This is a genomic window from Paenibacillus sp. Marseille-Q4541, from assembly GCF_018310695.1.
GTDB lineage: Bacteria > Bacillota > Bacilli > Paenibacillales > Paenibacillaceae > Paenibacillus.
The window spans coordinates 120,361-137,009 of the sequence record NZ_JAGXCY010000004.1 but is presented as its reverse complement, the minus strand read 5'-3'; the positions used below and the strand labels follow the sequence as shown (position 1 = coordinate 137,009).

19 protein-coding genes are annotated in these 16,649 nt (G+C 43.8%); all 19 read left to right on the top strand.

Annotated elements, in window-relative coordinates; translation table 11 throughout:
* Window positions 1–210: 210 nt before the first annotated feature.
* A complete protein-coding gene (locus KFT32_RS07045; protein ID WP_211746439.1) occupies window positions 211–486 on the top strand; it encodes a hypothetical protein in 276 nt (91 codons plus the stop codon).
* 354 nt (window positions 487–840) lie between these two features.
* On the top strand, window positions 841–1,278 hold the full coding sequence (locus tag KFT32_RS07040; RefSeq protein ID WP_211746438.1) for a hypothetical protein: 438 nt from the start codon (window positions 841–843) through the stop codon (window positions 1,276–1,278).
* Between the two features lie 42 nt (window positions 1,279–1,320).
* Entirely contained in the window at window positions 1,321–3,273 is a 1,953-nt protein-coding gene (locus KFT32_RS07035) for a hypothetical protein (RefSeq protein WP_211746437.1), read from the top strand.
* A gap of 20 nt (window positions 3,274–3,293) precedes the next feature.
* Window positions 3,294–4,544, top strand: coding sequence for an SGNH/GDSL hydrolase family protein (locus KFT32_RS07030; protein ID WP_211746436.1), 1,251 nt, complete (start codon window positions 3,294–3,296; stop codon window positions 4,542–4,544).
* 27 nt (window positions 4,545–4,571) lie between these two features.
* Window positions 4,572–6,200, top strand: coding sequence for a hypothetical protein (locus KFT32_RS27665; protein WP_211746606.1), 1,629 nt, complete (start codon window positions 4,572–4,574; stop codon window positions 6,198–6,200).
* A gap of 615 nt (window positions 6,201–6,815) precedes the next feature.
* The gene (locus KFT32_RS07020) at window positions 6,816–7,025 is read left to right on the top strand and encodes a hypothetical protein (RefSeq protein ID WP_211746435.1); all 210 of its coding nucleotides are present in this window, start codon (window positions 6,816–6,818) and stop codon (window positions 7,023–7,025) included.
* A 12-nt stretch (window positions 7,026–7,037) separates the two neighbouring features.
* Complete coding sequence (locus KFT32_RS07015; RefSeq protein WP_211746434.1) at window positions 7,038–7,337, top strand: hypothetical protein; 300 nt, start codon at window positions 7,038–7,040, stop codon at window positions 7,335–7,337.
* A 242-nt stretch (window positions 7,338–7,579) separates the two neighbouring features.
* Window positions 7,580–8,107: a hypothetical protein gene (locus tag KFT32_RS07010; protein ID WP_211746433.1), complete on the top strand. Its 528-nt coding sequence runs from the start codon at window positions 7,580–7,582 to the stop codon at window positions 8,105–8,107.
* Window positions 8,088–9,974 (top strand): phage terminase large subunit family protein, encoded by a 1,887-nt coding sequence (locus tag KFT32_RS07005; protein ID WP_211746432.1) that lies wholly within the window; start codon window positions 8,088–8,090, stop codon window positions 9,972–9,974. Before KFT32_RS07010 ends, KFT32_RS07005 begins: the two co-directional genes overlap by 20 nt.
* Before the next feature lie 27 nt (window positions 9,975–10,001).
* Window positions 10,002–10,235: a DUF6148 family protein gene (locus KFT32_RS07000; protein ID WP_211746431.1), complete on the top strand. Its 234-nt coding sequence runs from the start codon at window positions 10,002–10,004 to the stop codon at window positions 10,233–10,235.
* A gap of 14 nt (window positions 10,236–10,249) precedes the next feature.
* Complete coding sequence (locus tag KFT32_RS06995; protein WP_211746430.1) at window positions 10,250–11,866, top strand: phage portal protein; 1,617 nt, start codon at window positions 10,250–10,252, stop codon at window positions 11,864–11,866.
* A 19-nt stretch (window positions 11,867–11,885) separates the two neighbouring features.
* On the top strand, window positions 11,886–13,073 hold the full coding sequence (locus KFT32_RS06990; RefSeq protein WP_211746429.1) for a head maturation protease, ClpP-related: 1,188 nt from the start codon (window positions 11,886–11,888) through the stop codon (window positions 13,071–13,073).
* A gap of 2 nt (window positions 13,074–13,075) precedes the next feature.
* Entirely contained in the window at window positions 13,076–13,468 is a 393-nt protein-coding gene (locus KFT32_RS06985) for a head decoration protein (protein ID WP_211746428.1), read from the top strand.
* Between the two features lie 15 nt (window positions 13,469–13,483).
* Window positions 13,484–14,506, top strand: coding sequence for a major capsid protein (locus KFT32_RS06980; protein ID WP_211746427.1), 1,023 nt, complete (start codon window positions 13,484–13,486; stop codon window positions 14,504–14,506).
* A gap of 12 nt (window positions 14,507–14,518) precedes the next feature.
* Window positions 14,519–14,875, top strand: coding sequence for a DUF7210 family protein (locus KFT32_RS06975; RefSeq protein ID WP_211746426.1), 357 nt, complete (start codon window positions 14,519–14,521; stop codon window positions 14,873–14,875).
* Window positions 14,876–14,903: 28 nt separating this feature from the next.
* Window positions 14,904–15,263 (top strand): hypothetical protein, encoded by a 360-nt coding sequence (locus tag KFT32_RS06970; protein ID WP_211746425.1) that lies wholly within the window; start codon window positions 14,904–14,906, stop codon window positions 15,261–15,263.
* Window positions 15,260–15,826 (top strand): phage tail protein, encoded by a 567-nt coding sequence (locus tag KFT32_RS06965; protein WP_211746424.1) that lies wholly within the window; start codon window positions 15,260–15,262, stop codon window positions 15,824–15,826. Before KFT32_RS06970 ends, KFT32_RS06965 begins: the two co-directional genes overlap by 4 nt.
* Entirely contained in the window at window positions 15,823–16,338 is a 516-nt protein-coding gene (locus KFT32_RS06960) for a hypothetical protein (protein WP_211746423.1), read from the top strand. Before KFT32_RS06965 ends, KFT32_RS06960 begins: the two co-directional genes overlap by 4 nt.
* The gene (locus tag KFT32_RS06955) at window positions 16,328–16,648 is read left to right on the top strand and encodes a hypothetical protein (RefSeq protein ID WP_211746422.1); all 321 of its coding nucleotides are present in this window, start codon (window positions 16,328–16,330) and stop codon (window positions 16,646–16,648) included. Before KFT32_RS06960 ends, KFT32_RS06955 begins: the two co-directional genes overlap by 11 nt.
* Window position 16,649 lies beyond the last annotated feature (1 nt).

Here is a 16,649-nt window from a genome sequence, read left to right as displayed (position 1 = left end):
TGATGTGTTGGCGGAATAGGTAGACGCACAACCTTAAGGGCAATAAAGGATACGGTAAGGGTGCAGCCCATTAAGGACCGCCCGTATCATGTAAGGTGCAAATCCTTACATACATCAAATACTACATTTGAAGGATTTACTTCTCCATTGTCGAAGTTTCATATTAAGAAATGTAATTTCCACGAATTACTGAGGACATTAGGAGGCATTATGAACGAAGAAGTGAAGGAAGATTTAGTCAGAGAATTATTAGCCCTTGATTTAGAAAAAACAGAGCATATTTTATCTCATGAAAAAAGCATTAGCGAAACCCGATTGGATAGAATCGATGCGAAGGATATCTATTTAGGGTTAGTTGCAAACAATCAAGAATATATGATTCCTTGGGATATCATAGCCAGTTATGCTAAAGAATCAGAAGGTATATCGCTATTTACTACTTTTTCTGATAAGCCTTTACGAATAGCCAAACGAGTTGGCAGCTAAGTAATTACATAAAAACTTTATATAGCAACAAAACTAGGCGTCCTGCAAAGGGCGTCTTTTCTTTTACATAAAATCCGCAGAAAGGGGGTGATTCGAGTGATAAGAAATCAAACAATATACATTGGTCCACCTTACAAAGGCCTGATACCTAATCAGGTCTTTTCTAATGGCATTCCAGAGCAAGCATTTAAGGCGTTGCAGCTCTCTGGACCTGTACAAAGGCTTCTGGTCCCCGTTCACCTCTTAGCTTCTGCAAAGAAGAAAACGAGGATTAAAGGGACTGAGGAATACAGGGCATATCAAACTCTACTGACCGCAAGAGGCGGTGAAAATAGCGAAGGAGTGAGTCATGTAATGAACAGCGAATATTATAACACCCCAGTACCGAATAAGCAGATCAACAGCGCTGGTGAGATTGTTAACCCAGCTGATTACTACGGTCCGAATGGATTGAAAGTGGATTTGTCAGGTGGATCAGTAGAAGCACAAGAAGAGTTTGTTTTTGCTAACGCAGTAACGACAGCTGGTAGCAAGCAATATACGGCAGCAGGGAAAAAGGATGTTGTAATAACCTTCCTTGGTCCAGGATCTGCAATATTTACAGCAAAGTTAATAAGCTATGGCGTTGCGCTACCAATTCAAGGAGTACGCAAAACTGGAGTGATTGATATTGTGGATACTGCAAAATCTGGTGAGATGGTGGAGTTCGAAAAACCTGCGGGGTCGATTTTAGAAATATCTTGGACAGCGCCAACAGGTGGAGCTGTTTCGGCAAAAGCGACGGTGAGTTAGTTGATCTTAGGTAGATAACAGATAAAAAAGGGGGAGGAGTTTTTGGACGATACTAGTGTAGTCGTTCTTTCCAAACTTGGACCTCTGGTAAGTGATCTTAGTTCCGAGACTTTCAAAAGTTCAACGGCGTGGTTTAACGAGCTTGAAAAGAGAATCGTCGACAATTCAATAAATATTATGGACAGAAAATACAACGCTTCTGGTTCCATGTCAGTCTACTCGGGTAGTATTGCCACAGGAACCAAAGTACTGACCATTAACGGCGGTGCGCATGATTACAAGAGGGGGCACGGAATATCATTGCGGACCTTTAACGGTGTGACTGCTGTTCAAACTCTGAAGGTGACCAACTCGCCTACAACTGCCGGGAAGTTTACAATTAATCTAGATGGTGGGACATTAACCATACCTGTCACGGTCGGAGAAACACCAACAGGTATAGCGACAAAAATTGCTTCTATCGGAACGAATGGAGACGGAAGCAACATCAGCCAAAAGCTAGATGGTACAGGGTGGACAGCGACGTCTTCCGGGGATACAGTAACCTTTCAACACGCTAACCAGGCGCCTAAAACATTAGGCGTTTTTAATGCTGTGAACACAGGTTTGACAGCGACATTCGCGAGTAAGACTGCTGGTTTTGATGGTCAATACTTTGAAACGAAGGTCGCCGCCATAGATGGGAGCAGACTCACGTTAAGGGACGTTTTCACTGGAGCGACTAATAACAGCATTCGTGTTGAACACGACGACACAGAAGCGGTACAGCAAGCGGTGCTTGATTGTTACGCTCGCGGTGGCGGAAAGGTACTGATTCCTTCATACAACTTCCCGGTGAGAGGAATCAAACTTCGTTCTAAGGTCGTCCTTGTTGGGGTTGGTTGGGAGTCGTGTTTATACCAAAGGAGTAGTTCAAACGTCGATGTGATCTCCTTGTTTACTCCTAGTGAGCAAATGACGGGGATATTTGATCTGTCCATAAACGGGCAGAAGAACACCCAGACGACCGGGAACGGGATTAACCTAGATAACACGGGTGGGACTGGGTTCACGTTCTACGACCCTTGCCATATCGTTGATAATGTGTTTATCCAAAACATAAAAGAAGATGGTTTCATTTCTGGAGGCACGAGGAACCTGACTTGCAGAAGCGTGGTTGTTTTCTCCGCTGATAAGAATGGTTTCAATATCACAAACACAGATTCATACTACTACGGTTGTACGTCAGCGAATGCAGGAACGAACGGATGGAGGATCAATTCTCCGAACTCCAAATTCGTTTCATGCAAAAGCTACGGAGCTGGTAGGTTAGACAGCGTGTTTGCTGGTTCTGGGTTTTATCTCGTCGGTCACAGGCAATCGATGTCAGTTTGTGAGGCTCAAGATAATGGACGTTTCGGATACTTCTTAATCGGCAGCTCGGGTAATGAAATTTCCGGGATATTTGCTGACTCTAACGGGAATAGAATGCCGACAGGAACGTCATTCGGTGTGTACTTATCAAACGGAGCGTCTAACAATCGCATTTCAGGTAATGCGTTTAACCGTGAAAATTACGTCCATCAAAACTATGCATTGCATGTGCTGGAAGATTGCCTAGGAAACACAATAACGCTCAACTCGCCTAACAATAAATCAGGTAATGTCGCTCTTGGTCAAGGCATGGGAAATGACATAACAATCAATAGTCAGAAGGGTACGCAACTGGCTCAATACGCTGCTGAGTTCGTTCCTGCCCCTTACAAGGGATCAAACATGATTGTCAACTTGACTGGCAATATCACAATCAACAAACCAGCTGAAGGACAATATCACCAAGGTATGACGATGACTTTTGTGTTGAAGCAGGATGCGACAGGTGGGAGGACGATCACTTTCTCATCTGACTACAAATCAAACTGGACTCCGGTTACTAATGCCAACAAAGTGAATACAACAACGTTTATTCATGATGGAACTAACTGGGTGCAAACCGCTTCTCATTCTGGAATCTAAAAGAAGGGAGGTTTTGAAAATTGGCTGACGCAATGGAGAATATTGCTTTTTCAAAAGCTAAGAAGTTAGAATTCACTTTCATGCGCCGGGAGATCATTCCGAAGAAGTTGAACACCTTACCTCCAGTTATGACGACACCGCCAACGATTACTTTAGGAGCAAGGAACGGAACTAGTGCAATCACATCAAGTGTGTTAGTCCTTGCAGCGGATATCACGACTGGTGTTCTCAATCCGAAATTTAGATTTGTAGGTGATCCCCAACGTTACGGTTCTGCTTACCCTGACAACAATTTCGTAAAGAACATGGCTGTTACCACAACACAATCAAATGGGAACTTGGTGGTTGAATTCTCGTTCCATGGCTCGAAGCTGGAGCTATATGAAAAGGCTCAAGCTGGGAAGTATCGGATTGCTGTTGATGATGGAAGTGGGTACAAATATGTATCCCTCCAAGTAGCTGAAGGTCCACCTGCTGATGGTGGTGTGTATCTCCGCTTAATAGAATTTGGAAGTGTTGCAGTTCGTGGGATACGCCTTGAATACAGCAATACTGTATTTGGCGGTATACGGATAGGTCCGAATGATTCTATATTCCCACCAACAGTTGCTCCAAGACCAAGAGTGATTATTTTCGGGGATTCGTTCACAGAAGCGGGCGCTTCTGGAGGGGCAATCAGCCATGGTTATGCTTCTATCCTTTGCGATCTACTAGGTTGGGATTGTTGGAATAGTGGAGTGGGCGGTACGGGCTACAATGCGACTGGTGCGGCAGGGTCGGGAAGGGTTAACTTCCAAGCTCGGGTTTGGCATGACATAATTTCGTACAGACCTGATGTTGTGATTATTGCCGGAGGAATAAATGACGAATCATATCCAATTGGTGATGTAGAAGCAGCAGCAAGGTTATTGTTTGCGACTATAAGAAATGCACTACCTGATACAGAGATCATCATACTGTCAAACTTTGCACCAGCTGGAAATCCTCCAATTAATCGTTTGGCGATCCGCAACGTTTTGAAGTCCGCTGCTTCTGATTACAGAGCACCGTTTATTGATGTGCTGGAAGGCGCTTCTTACGATGACTCCGGTAAGTTGATTTCGGATAAGTCCGGTTCCTGGATCACTGGCTCTGGTAATACTGGAGCGCCACAGGCGACTGGTAATGCAAGTTTGTTCATAACAAATGACGGGACCCATCCAAATAAGGATGGTCATTTTTATTTTGGCCATCGGGTCGCTGCTGAGATATTTAAGATTTACAACAATTAAGAGAATAATTTGAAAGGAGGTGGATTGATGGTCGATGTTGGTCATTTGGCTTATTCAAAATCCAAGCAGGTGGGATTGACTGTATCTGATGTGAGTGGGGTTTCTGTAGATGAATTCTCACAATTGGGAGATACATGCGATGCCGATTCGATAAACAGAGCTATTATACATTGTCAACAGACCGGTAAGGTGCTGAAGCTACCATACAGAGTTTACACAATAAAAAAACCAATCGTTGCCCAAACATCAAATCGCCAAAGCCCCCTGAAAATCGTTGGCGTTTCTGGTAAAAGCTCACGGTTCAATTTAAACAACTGCGTAACCATCAAACGACATAGTTCATTTGTTGGTGGTGATATGTTTCAAGCGTACGGACAGGGTTTGCATCTCGAAGATATTTGTTTTGACGGAAGCAGCATCCAAGGTAACGGAGTTAACATCAACAGAGGATTCGAGTTATATATGCTCCGCGTAAGAGCTTTTAATTGCCGTGGAACAGGACTGCTACTACGTTCCCTTTCAAACCCTAACATTATTCATTGCAACGTAGACAACTGTGGCGCTGATGATGGAACCGAAGCAGGTCACTTCCCTGCTTTTAAATTGACTGGTTCTGACGCTTCGGAACGTATCAGTAATTCGGTAAACATCGAATTTTTGAATGTTGAACGAAGTAATGGGACTGCGGTAGAAGTTGCTTACGGGTCAGGTGTAAATGATATAGCGGAATTCGTAAAGTTCTGGTTCCTCCATGTTGAACAGCCTGCTGATAACATTACTGGAGGTATATCAACTAGACCTGCTGTTGTCGTGGGAAATGCACGGAATGTCGATTTTGTTTCTCCGTTTATATACGGAGGCAAGGGTTCGCTTCTGGTTGTGGATAAGCAGCGTGCGGTTAGTAATGACAGAACGAGTGTACAAGTGACTGGTGGCACTATCATGGGGATGCTCATAACTGGCGGCTCGGATATATCTCCAACAAACACACCAGACACGTTAATCCATCTTAAAAAAGGTGATTTTTTTAGCATCGTAGGAACGTTGGTATCATTCGCACTGGTGGAACACATCAAGATTGAAGCGGAATTCGGTTCGGAAGTCCATTACAATTCGATAATCATTAATGATCGAGTTGGGGTAGAAAGAACAATAACAGACGCAAGAACAAATCGTGCTGGTATGAAAAACTCAAGTACGACATGGGCTGAAAATACATTCGGTCGAATTGATGGTACGGCAGGCATAAGGTTTCAGTTAGACGGAAACACGAAAGTTTTTGCCAACAACGGGCGTATTGATCTAGGTGATTCGAAAGGTGTGACATTGCCATTAGTAGACGACTTCACGTCCCCTGTTGGTAATCGATCGATGTTTGTTCAAAGCACAAATAAAAAGTTGGCGTATAAAGATGATTCCGGTGTTGTTAACTACGTTTCTAATCTTGGATTAGGAACGACGGGTTCAACAGCGGCAGCAGGGAATCACACGCATACAACCGCAAATATTACGGGGCTGGATACGGCTCTTGCTTCCAAACTCACCGCGAATAAAGTTGCTTCCCAGGCGCAAAGTACCGCGACGGATGTAGCCACTTTGATGGCTGACCATAACGCATTGCTTGCAAAGCTTAAAGCAGCCGGTGTTATGCTCTAGTGAACTCAAAATGAACTCGTTTAATGCCCGAAAAGTTGCCACAAAAAGTGACGATGAAGTAGGGCAATGGGTTCTAATTAATCAATCTACATATCCCTTCTTGGGGTATAATTCTCCACCAAAAAAAAAGATCTCTTGGGGTAGAGTTCTCCACCATAAACACCTATTTGTGGTGGACGATTCTCCACCACTAAATTATTGCCTGTATTTGCTCTTGGTGGAGAGTTCTCCACCGCTTGTGGTGGAGGATTACCCCCCTAAGAAAACTAAAAGAAATATAAAAGAGTAAATAATATATATAAGTAATATAGAGCAGAGGGTGAATGAGTAGATGTACAACATCAAGCTACTACAGATAATCCAACTGATAGTGTTGATACTAATCTACTATTGTGGGACAAAGATCATAAACAAGGCGAGTCGAGAAAAGAACATGTACAAAATTGTAGCGACAGGGATTACCCTTATAACGATGACGATATTTACAATGCTATCGAGGTGAAGAGTAGAACATGAGAAGAAGGAAGTACAAACATATGGCAAAGATAGGAGCGCTCATAGCGTTCCTTTTTGTTTTGAATGAACAAGAACAATAGGAAACGGTGGGTGGATGATATGGACAAAGTATTTCCTAAAGAAGCAATGCTATCTATAAACGAAAAAGTGATTGGCATGGTAAGAACAGATGGAAGGATTATTCATAAGACAGCGAATGTAGGCAGGTCTGAGATAGACTTCAGTATGTGTCGTTCAATACCACCACAGCCTATTGAGTTCACTGTACAGTTTGATGAAGAAGAATTAAAAGGCGCAACTCTTAAATAGGAGGGAAGAACAATGAACAGTGTACCAAGTAAGGCTGAAGCAATTGCTCATGCTGCCAAGGCTGTTTACACCGAGCTGAAGAAAGAGTTTGATGAAGATACAGCTAAGGATCTGCTGATAGCTTCAATGCCAACGATTACAGAAGATGTGGTCAAACCTACAGCTATTCGTTACTTCGATGGTGGACTGACTGATGGGATGGTTCTATGGGGTGACACTGAACCAGAGATCACTATTCCTCTCAATAAGAAACATGAAGGTAAAGAACCAAGATGGTTTAATGCTTGGAAGATGCATTCGAGAAAGCAATGAAGAAGATGAATAAAAGTATATAAACAAGGGGCGGACAGGCGATCACGGGTCCCTCTGGAGGTCGAGATGGGGTACGGGTGCGAATGACCCCGAATTACCTCCAGTTTTATTTTTGAATTTTTAGTTCCGATTCCGAACGCTATAGAGCTTCTATAAGCCTGTTTGAGCGGTTTCCTTCATTATATGGACAAATATCCAAACTCGTTATAAAAACGCCTTAAAACGGAAGTGAGGTGCCGATAATGGCGAATAAAAAAGAAGAACAAGCTTTGCCTCTACATGAACAGACTGTAATGACAAATCAACTCGCTGCCATTGTCGGCAAAACTCCACGTTGGATTAACCAACTACACCGTGAAGGCGTGTTGACTCAAGAAGGTAGAGGCAAATATGTACTGGGTAAGTCGATTCAAGATTATATGGAGAACCTGCTTGGCGGCAAAGAGGACAGCAAGAAGCCAAAACTGATCGATTACAAAACCGAACACGAAAAAACAAAAGCTGAGAAAGCGCGATTAGAACTGGAGCAGATCAAAGGACGGTTGCACGATGCAGCCCAAGTTGAGATGCTTCTTTCTGATTTAATCCTAACTACGAAATCCCGACTGCTCGCCATTCCAAGCCGAATAGCTACTGAATGCGAGAATGAATCTGCCAGTATGGTCGAGGAAGTAGTGAAAAGGGAGATCGAAACTGCGCTTGCTTCCCTGGCAAAATACACCCCAGGACAGGATGGGGGCGAATTCGACCATGGAAACAGTTCAAAATGAGCCTAAGAAGATTCACTTTGACCAGCAAACATTGGACTTATTCGCTCGTTCTTGCCAACAATGGGAGCCGAGAAGACGTCTAACCGTGTCTGAATGGGCTGATCAGAACCGAGTTTTGACCTCAGTGAGTAGTTCGGAACCGGGTCCATGGCGAACTTCAAGGGCTGAATACCAACGTGAAATCATGGATTCCATTGAGAGTTGGGAAGAGGTTGTGATTATGGCCTCGGCTCAGGTGGGTAAGACTGAGTTTCTTATGAACGTAACCGGATCTTATATTTCTCAGGACCCTTGCCCGATAATTCACGTCTTACCGAAAGACGACATGGTGGAATCTTATTCGAAAACCCGTTTCACTCCGATGGTTAATAGCACTCCTGCCCTTCTGGAGAAAGTGGGAGTTGCAAAAACTAGGGACAGCAGCAACACGATTAGTGAGAAGTCTTTCCCTGGTGGTTACCTGGCTATCGTTGGAGCCAATGTACCGGATAACTTATCATCCCGTCCGGTTCAGGTCGTGCTTTGTGATGAGATCGACCGCTTCCCTGTTTCCTCTGGTAATGAGGGCGATCCGATTGCTCTGGTTACCGCTCGTACCAAAACGTTTAAGCACAAGCGACGTCACCTGTTTGTTTCAACTCCAGTCGATAAGGAAACATCACGGATCAACCAGCTGTACGAGAACAGTACCATGGAACAATGGTTCCTTCCTTGCCCGCACTGTGAAGAAATGCAGCCGCTTCGATTCAAAGACGGTATCAAATATGATTATCACGTTGAGGACGGAGAGTTTATAGTCACTCGGGCTGAACATGTTTGCTTATATTGCGGTGCGCTTGGTAGTGAGAAAGAGTGGAAACGTGGTGAGGGACAGTGGGTCGCTCGTAAGCAACACACCACTCGCAGAGGCTTTCACATCAATCAGCTATCTTCTCCATGGTCTGACTGGAAAGAGATCGTTAAGTCGTTCCTGGTAGCTAAGAATGAGGGCGTCGATAAGCTGAAGGTTTTCATCAACACAGTTTTGGGTGAGCCGTGGGTAACGAAGAAGACTGGAATGGATGAAAAGACTCTTGCGGCGCGGCGTGAGGAATATGAATATGAAGTTCCAGATGGCGTCAAGATCATTACAGCAGCTGTTGATACTCAAGATGATCGATTTGAGGTTGAAATCATGGGTTGGGGTGCTGGTAAAGAGTCATGGAGAATTGAATATCAAAGAATTTATGGAGACTTGGACAGACCAGAAGTGTGGAAAGATCTGGACAGGTTTCTTTGTCGTTCCTGGATAGGGAAGGATGGACGTGAGTTCCGAATTGTGGGTGCCTGTATGGACTCAGGGGGTCACTATACGAAGGAGGTGTACGAATTCACAAAGGCGCGGGAACATCGCCGTATATATGCTATTAAAGGGCAGGGGGTTAACCCTAAAACTGCGGAGCATGTCCCGTTCATATCAAAACATACACGAACACAGATGAGTAACGCATTGCTTATCCATCTCGGAGTAGATGACGGAAAGGTGAAAGTGTATGACAGCCTGAAGCTTGAAAATCCAGGCCCACTATACTGCCACTTTCCAGATGATGAAGGTAAGGGATACACAATGGAATATTTCCTAGGGCTTACTGCTGAGACACATAAGATCGTCGTTAAAGAAGGGGTCAAATACAAAGCGTGGGTCAAAATTCGAGATCGTAATGAACCTTTTGACTTGGCTGTGTATAACCGGGCAGTTATAGAACTTCTTAAGCCGAATTTATCTCTTCCGATAGAGCAGCAGCCTAACGGTCCAAAAGTGAATCCAGACGAGCCGGTGGTGCGTGTTCGTAAGAAAAAGAAACAAGGAGTTTCAAGTAGTCTGTAAACCAATTAAAGGAGGTGCACAGGGGATATGCCTAAAATTACGTTGGAGGAAGCAAGAGAGAACTATGACCTCTGGAGAAATGCTGAAAAGGCGCTCGCAGGTGGACAGTCTTATAGCATTGCTGGTCGCTCTTTAACCAGGATCGGAATGAGCACGATTTTGGAAAGAGTACGATACTGGGGGAGGATTGTTGATGATCTTGAAAACCCGGGCAGACGCCGAAGATCAAAGACAAGAGTGTTTACCCCTTTTGATATATGAATCCGGTTGACAAGATGATCGGGTACTTTGCTCCTGGGGTAGCAAAAAAAAGAGCAGCAGCTCGGACGGAAATAATTCGTCAAGAAAAGATAGCTCAGGTGTTGGCTCAAGGGTACGGATCACATGGCGCTAGTCACACTAAAAAAAGCATGGTTCATTGGAATCCGGGCATTGGTGACGCAGAATCAGACATTCACGATCACTTAGAAACACTCAGAGCTCGCTCGCGTGATTTATCAGTTGGTGGCTCTGTAGTTACTGGAGCTATGAAGACAATGCGGACAAACGTAGTTGGAACCGGACTGAAGTTAAAGCCATCTTTTGATAAGGAATTCCTTCGACTAACTGATGATCAGTCAGCAAAATTGAAGAAACAAATTGACAGGGAATGGTCAATCTGGGCTGAATCAAAAAATTGTGATGCTTCCGGATTAAACGACTTCTATGGGTTACAACAGCTTGCTTTTATCTCACAGTTGAAAAGTGGAGACGTATTCGCTTTACTGCCAATGATCGAAAGAGATTTTTCGACGTATGATCTGAAAATCAAGCTAGTAGAGGCGGACCGTTGTAGTACTCCAAATGGATCAAGTTCAGACAAAATTCAAGCAGGGGTAGAAATTGACGACGATGGAATGGTTATAGCATATCATTTCAGCAGCCGTCATCCTGGTAGCGGCAGTAGTTACTGGGGCGGTGAACAGAAATGGACAAGGGTACTCGCTAGAGGTGAAAATTCAGGGAGATACAATGTGTTACATCTTATGGAATCAGAACGCCCTGACCAACGTCGAGGAGTACCAATCATAGCACCGGTCATTGAGGCACTGAAAAAATTAGACCAGTATACAGAGTCCGAATTAACGGCAGCTGTTATTCAGTCATTTTTCACAGTGTTCATTGAAACTCCTGAAGAGGATCTGGATGAGTTTGGTTTAAATCCACCTGATACTGACAATCTCGCAGGGGATCCATATGGAGGATATGAAAACGAGCAGGATTTAAAGATGGGAGCAGGGGCTGTACGCAAGCTGGATCCGGGAGAAAAAGCAACATTCGCTAATCCTACCAGACCAAGCGCAAACTTTGATCCGTTTGTTATCGCTATCCTGAGACAGATCGGATCTGCTTTGGAGATTCCGTACGAATTGTTAGTTAAACATTTTACTTCTTCGTATACAGCGAGCCGTGCAGCACTCTTGGAAGCTTGGAAAATGTTCCGTATGCGGAGAACCTGGCTTGCATCTGCATTCTGTCAGCCGATTTATGAAGAATGGTTTGTAGAAGCAGTAACCAAGGGGCGTATTGACGCACCGGGCATCTTTGATGACCCGGCTATTTTTCGTGCTTACACAAAGGCAGAATGGAACGGCCCTTCTCAAGGTCTTCTTGATCCATTGAAAGAAGTTAACGCGGCAATTACTCGAGTGGATTATAACTTTAGTACAGCCGAGAAGGAGACGGCTGAACTTACGGGAGGCCAGTGGGAAGCCAACGTGCAGCAACGTGCCCATGAAAAAACCACGCTAGCACTATACGGCATTGGTGAAGGAGCAGCGGCAGCTAGTCCAGCCACGCCCGCACCCTCAGATGTTGGGGATGAAGAGGACGACAGCGATGATAAATCGTGAAAGGGGGTGAGAAAAGATAATGCCGAAGAAGATCAAACTTAATGGCCCAGTCATATCTGATGGCGGTACGTGGGTATACGATTGGTTGAACATGCCATATATCAGTGCATCCAAACTGTCTAAAGAGTTAGACGACGCGCGCGGTGATGATATTGAACTTTATATCAATTCTCCAGGCGGATCTGTTTTTGTTGGGTCAGAGGTATACACACTCTTGAAGGAATATGCAGGTAAGGTAACTGCTAAGATCACAGGTGTAGCCGCTAGTGCAGCTTCATTTTTTTTAATGGCTGCTGACGAGATCAAAATGTCCCCACCGTCCCAGTTGATGATTCACAATGCAGCGACTAGAACCGAAGGAGATAAGAATGAGCATTCCAGTAACACTGAAATGCTTCAAGGAACTGATGTCGCAATAACTAATGCATACCGTCTCAAGACGGGAAAGAGCACAGAAGACTTGCTCAATTTGATGAATAAAACGACATGGATGAATGCACAGCAAGCTGTAGAATTAGGCTTTGCTGATGGGATTTTGTTTGATGAGGGAAATGTTCTTACTAATGTTTCAAACAGCATCAGTGGTGAGATTCCGGATGAAGTAATCAACAGGATAAGAGATTTTTTGATCAATAGCATGCTAAAAGAGGGCGGGGCCGAGGCTCTAATAACGAATAGTGATAAGTCGATATTAGAAGGTCTGGACTTGACCGCTATATTGCCTCAAGGCATCTTGCAGCTAAGAAACAGTATGGAAGATGTTGCTATTCAAGATCCAGTAAATGAACCAGAAATTAAGGAGGCTACCGAGAAAATGGATATAAAACAACTGAAAAACGAACATCCTGATCTATTTAATCAAATCACGAACGATGGAAAAGAGCAGGGGCGTAAAGAGGAACGTGAGCGAATTAATTCTTTAAATGTTTTGGCAAAAGCACCAGGAGCTGCCGAAATTGTAGCCAAAGCCATTGAAGATGGTCGAACTGCAGCTGAAGCTGCTATTGAAATTGTTAATGCTTCCGCTGTTCGCATCACAGAAGAAGGGAATTCACGAAAAAACGATGCTGCTGCAAGTAATGCGACTCAAGTACTTTCGCAGGAAGAAGATACTCCTGAACAACGCGCAGAGGCTGACGAAGCTAAAGCTCAAGCCGAGGCCGATGAGGTTATCGCAGAAATGAAACGACTAAGAGGAGGTAAGTAATTATGCCAGCATATGAAAGCCAACCATACGATATTTTGATTGCCGGGTATGTAGTACCGCTTTCCAAAGTTTCTATTATCGTGAAGTCCGGATCCGGAGTAGTTAAGCGAGGAACAGTGCTTGGAGTTGTTAGTCAGTTGCCTGAATCAGATCAATACCATGGAATGTATGTAGTTAAACCAGTGGACTCTACACAAGCAGATGGTTCTCAGGATCCGTTCACAATCTTAGATGATCTTGAAGTTGATGCAACAACAGAAGATGTGAGAGCAACAGGGTTCACCAGCGGCGAGTTTAATCGTCATGCTTTATTCTTCGGTGGAACAGATACCATTGAAGACCACGATGTAGCAATGCGTAAAATCGGTTTAATTACAAAACGGATCGTAGAATAAGGGGGATAAAATACAATGCCAGATATCTATTCATTTCCACAATTAGTTAAAGTCGTAGGTCAGCTTCCACCACCATCTGAATACATCCTAAGTACTTTTTTTGCTGAAGGAGAAACAGGACTCACAACTGAAATTGAAATCCAGACTTTGAAAGGTAACAAGCCTATAGCTCCGTATGTTTCTGACCTTCAGCCTGGTAAGGTCGTTGCTCGTAGCGGTTTTACAGCAAAGCAGTATGCACCAGTTCCTGTTAAGCCAATGCGTAATATCACCTATCATGATCTTAAGATCAGACAAGCGGGGGAAGTACTCTACAATCCAGATAGCATTGAGACTCGTCAACGTAAATTGATCGCGAAAGATCTTGTAGAGCTGAACGATACAATCATTCGTCGTAAAGTGGAAATGGCTACTCAATTGATTTTCTCAGGTAAAGTAATTCAGCTTGGTGAAGGGGTGAGTGATGAACTGGATTTTGATTTCACAAATAAACTTACCCTATCAGGAACAGATCTTTGGACTAATGCTGCTTCCAAACCACTTAGAACATTGGATAATTTGAGATTATCTATTCTGCAAAAGAACGGCCGGACTCCAAGACGTTTGCTTTGCGACTACAATGCAGCTGTAGCTCTTATGGAACATGCTTCAGTCCTAGCATTAGCTGATAATAGAGGTGTTAACTTCGGCACCATCGACACTACGCTTCTTCCAGATGGTGTGACGCACCATGGGTTTATTAAAAGTCTTGGATTGGATGTCTACAGCTACACCGGGACATACACTGATGACAAAGGAGAAGACAAGCCTTTCATACCTGCAGGTCATATTGTACTTCTTCCTGATGGTAAGCCTTTTGAATTTATGTACGGTGCAAATCCTGTGATGATTAATAAAGAAATTCGTCTGGTTAATACTCCGGTTGTAGCTCAAGTATTTGCTGATGAAAGAACCGCTGTACGTACTCTGGAACTTCAATCTCGTCCAATCCCTGTACCTGAAAATGTCGAGGGTTGGTACGTGGCCAAAGTTCTTTAAGGAGGAATGATCATGGACATTAAAGCGATTAACAAAATTTTGCATAATGGAAAAATGTACGGGGCTGGTGATAAACTCACTGGCCTTTCTGATGAAGAAGCAAAGCGCCTGGTTGTATTAAAAGATGGTATTGAAGTTGATCAAGAAATTCTTGAGGTAAAAGCGGACTCACTTCATGATCTTAGCGAAGGCAAAATTCTGCCTGAAGATTTAGACGATGACAGTGTTGCCTTAACTACTGAAGAATTTGAGAAACTTAATGCCCAGGAGCAAAAAGATGAGCTTCAATTGCTTGGTATTGAACCTGCTGGCAAAGAAGCAGAAAGAATTGAACAATACAAGAAATGGTACGAATCCGAGGATCAATAATCTTATCTGTGAAGAGTGGTGAGTTTTCTTGAACCTGAAAGAGCAAATGGAGAAAGATATTCAGTCCGTCTTCATGAACCCGAATGAGTTTGCCGAGATTCACACGGTTACAACTTACACAAATAATGATAAAAAGACAGGGCAGAAGGATCGGCTACTTAATATGATTGTGGAGAAATTCACTCTAGATGGCCGACCAATTCCAAGTACTGAAGGTGTTTCTGCTCATAATGCAATCGTTCATGTCGATCCGAAAGTTCTGGTGTATACCCCACGGGTGGACCAGAACTTTTATTTAGATTTGATGCAATATCGAGTGATGGGAGTATCGAACGATACAGGGATCCTAAAGATCGTCTTACAGGCTAACGGCGGAAAACAGCCATGAGCAATCTTATCGATGTAAAACATAATCTTAAAGCTGCGAATCGGTCGTTAAAGCAAATGGACAAGGCTGTACGTCAAGCAGTCTTGTCTAGTATTAACAGGGCTACTCAACGCTCGAAGACTGAGGCTGGTCGTAAGGTCCGTGAGAAATATGTGATCAAGCAAAAGGAAGTAGTTCAGACGCTTAGCATTAGAAAGGCAACAGGAAATGCTCTGCAATCTGTTATTACATCAAAGGGTCACTCGATACCTTTGATTAACTTTGCTGTTGCTCCTAAGCGTAGACTCAAACGAGCTCCCAAAGTGCTGAAGGCAGCAGTACACAGATCTGGAATGAAGAAACCTATTCCAGGTGCATTTATCGCTACTGCAGGAACTCACCTTGGAGTGTTTATGCGTACGAGTAAGAAACGATTGCCGATTAATGAACTTCGTGGTCCTGCTGTACCGTCAATGGTTGGTAATGAAGAGGTTCGCGAACATATCCAGCAAACGTATGGAGAAGAAATGCAAAAGAGAGTACCGCATGAATTGGATCGTGCGTTAGGGAGGCTGAAGATGTGACTCCTACGGTATTAATGAATAAGCTTCAAGTGTTTTTGCAGGACATCACCAAAGATATGTTTTTAGGACCAGACAGACTGGCTCCAAATATTTATATGGTCGATCTTCCTGCAAGAGCTACACCTGAGTATGAGGATCAGACCTTTGAGACTGATATTAAGCCAGCAGATACAACGATTGAGGATGAGAAAGATGAGCGATGGCCCTTTATCATTATTATCTTTACTGCTCCGGCAGAGGATAACGAGGATGGGTATCGTACGATGAACATGGATTTTATATTTGGTTGCGAGGGAAGTGGTTCCGATGGCTACATGGATGTTTTGCATCTGATGGAGCATGTCAGGACTGCTTTTTTGCGTGATACCTATAACGGATGGCCGGCACGTTTAACACGGCCGCTCTCATACGGATTTAACGAAGAGCAAGCGGATCCTTTTTGGACCGGCTACATGTCTACGGCATGGGAAATGCCATCTATAGTACAGGAGGTTTGGGAGCATGGCTATTAGTAAGAAGAAAGAACTGAAGAATCAAGAAGAGGTCCAGTCACTCGAAGAATTGACGACGACTGACGAGACGACAACAGAACCCGAACAGCTTATTTATATTGGTCCATCGATCAGGAAAAATGGTGTCGGGATCCGGACTAACAATGTGTTTATTGGTGGGCACCCATCGTATTACAAGGTTCTGTATGATGAGTATCCTCTGTTCAAATTGTTGTTTGTGCCAGTTGATCAGCTACAAGAGTCTTTAAAACAAATCAAACAGACGGGGACGGCATTAAATACCGCTCTCATGTCACTGAAAGGAGTTTAAC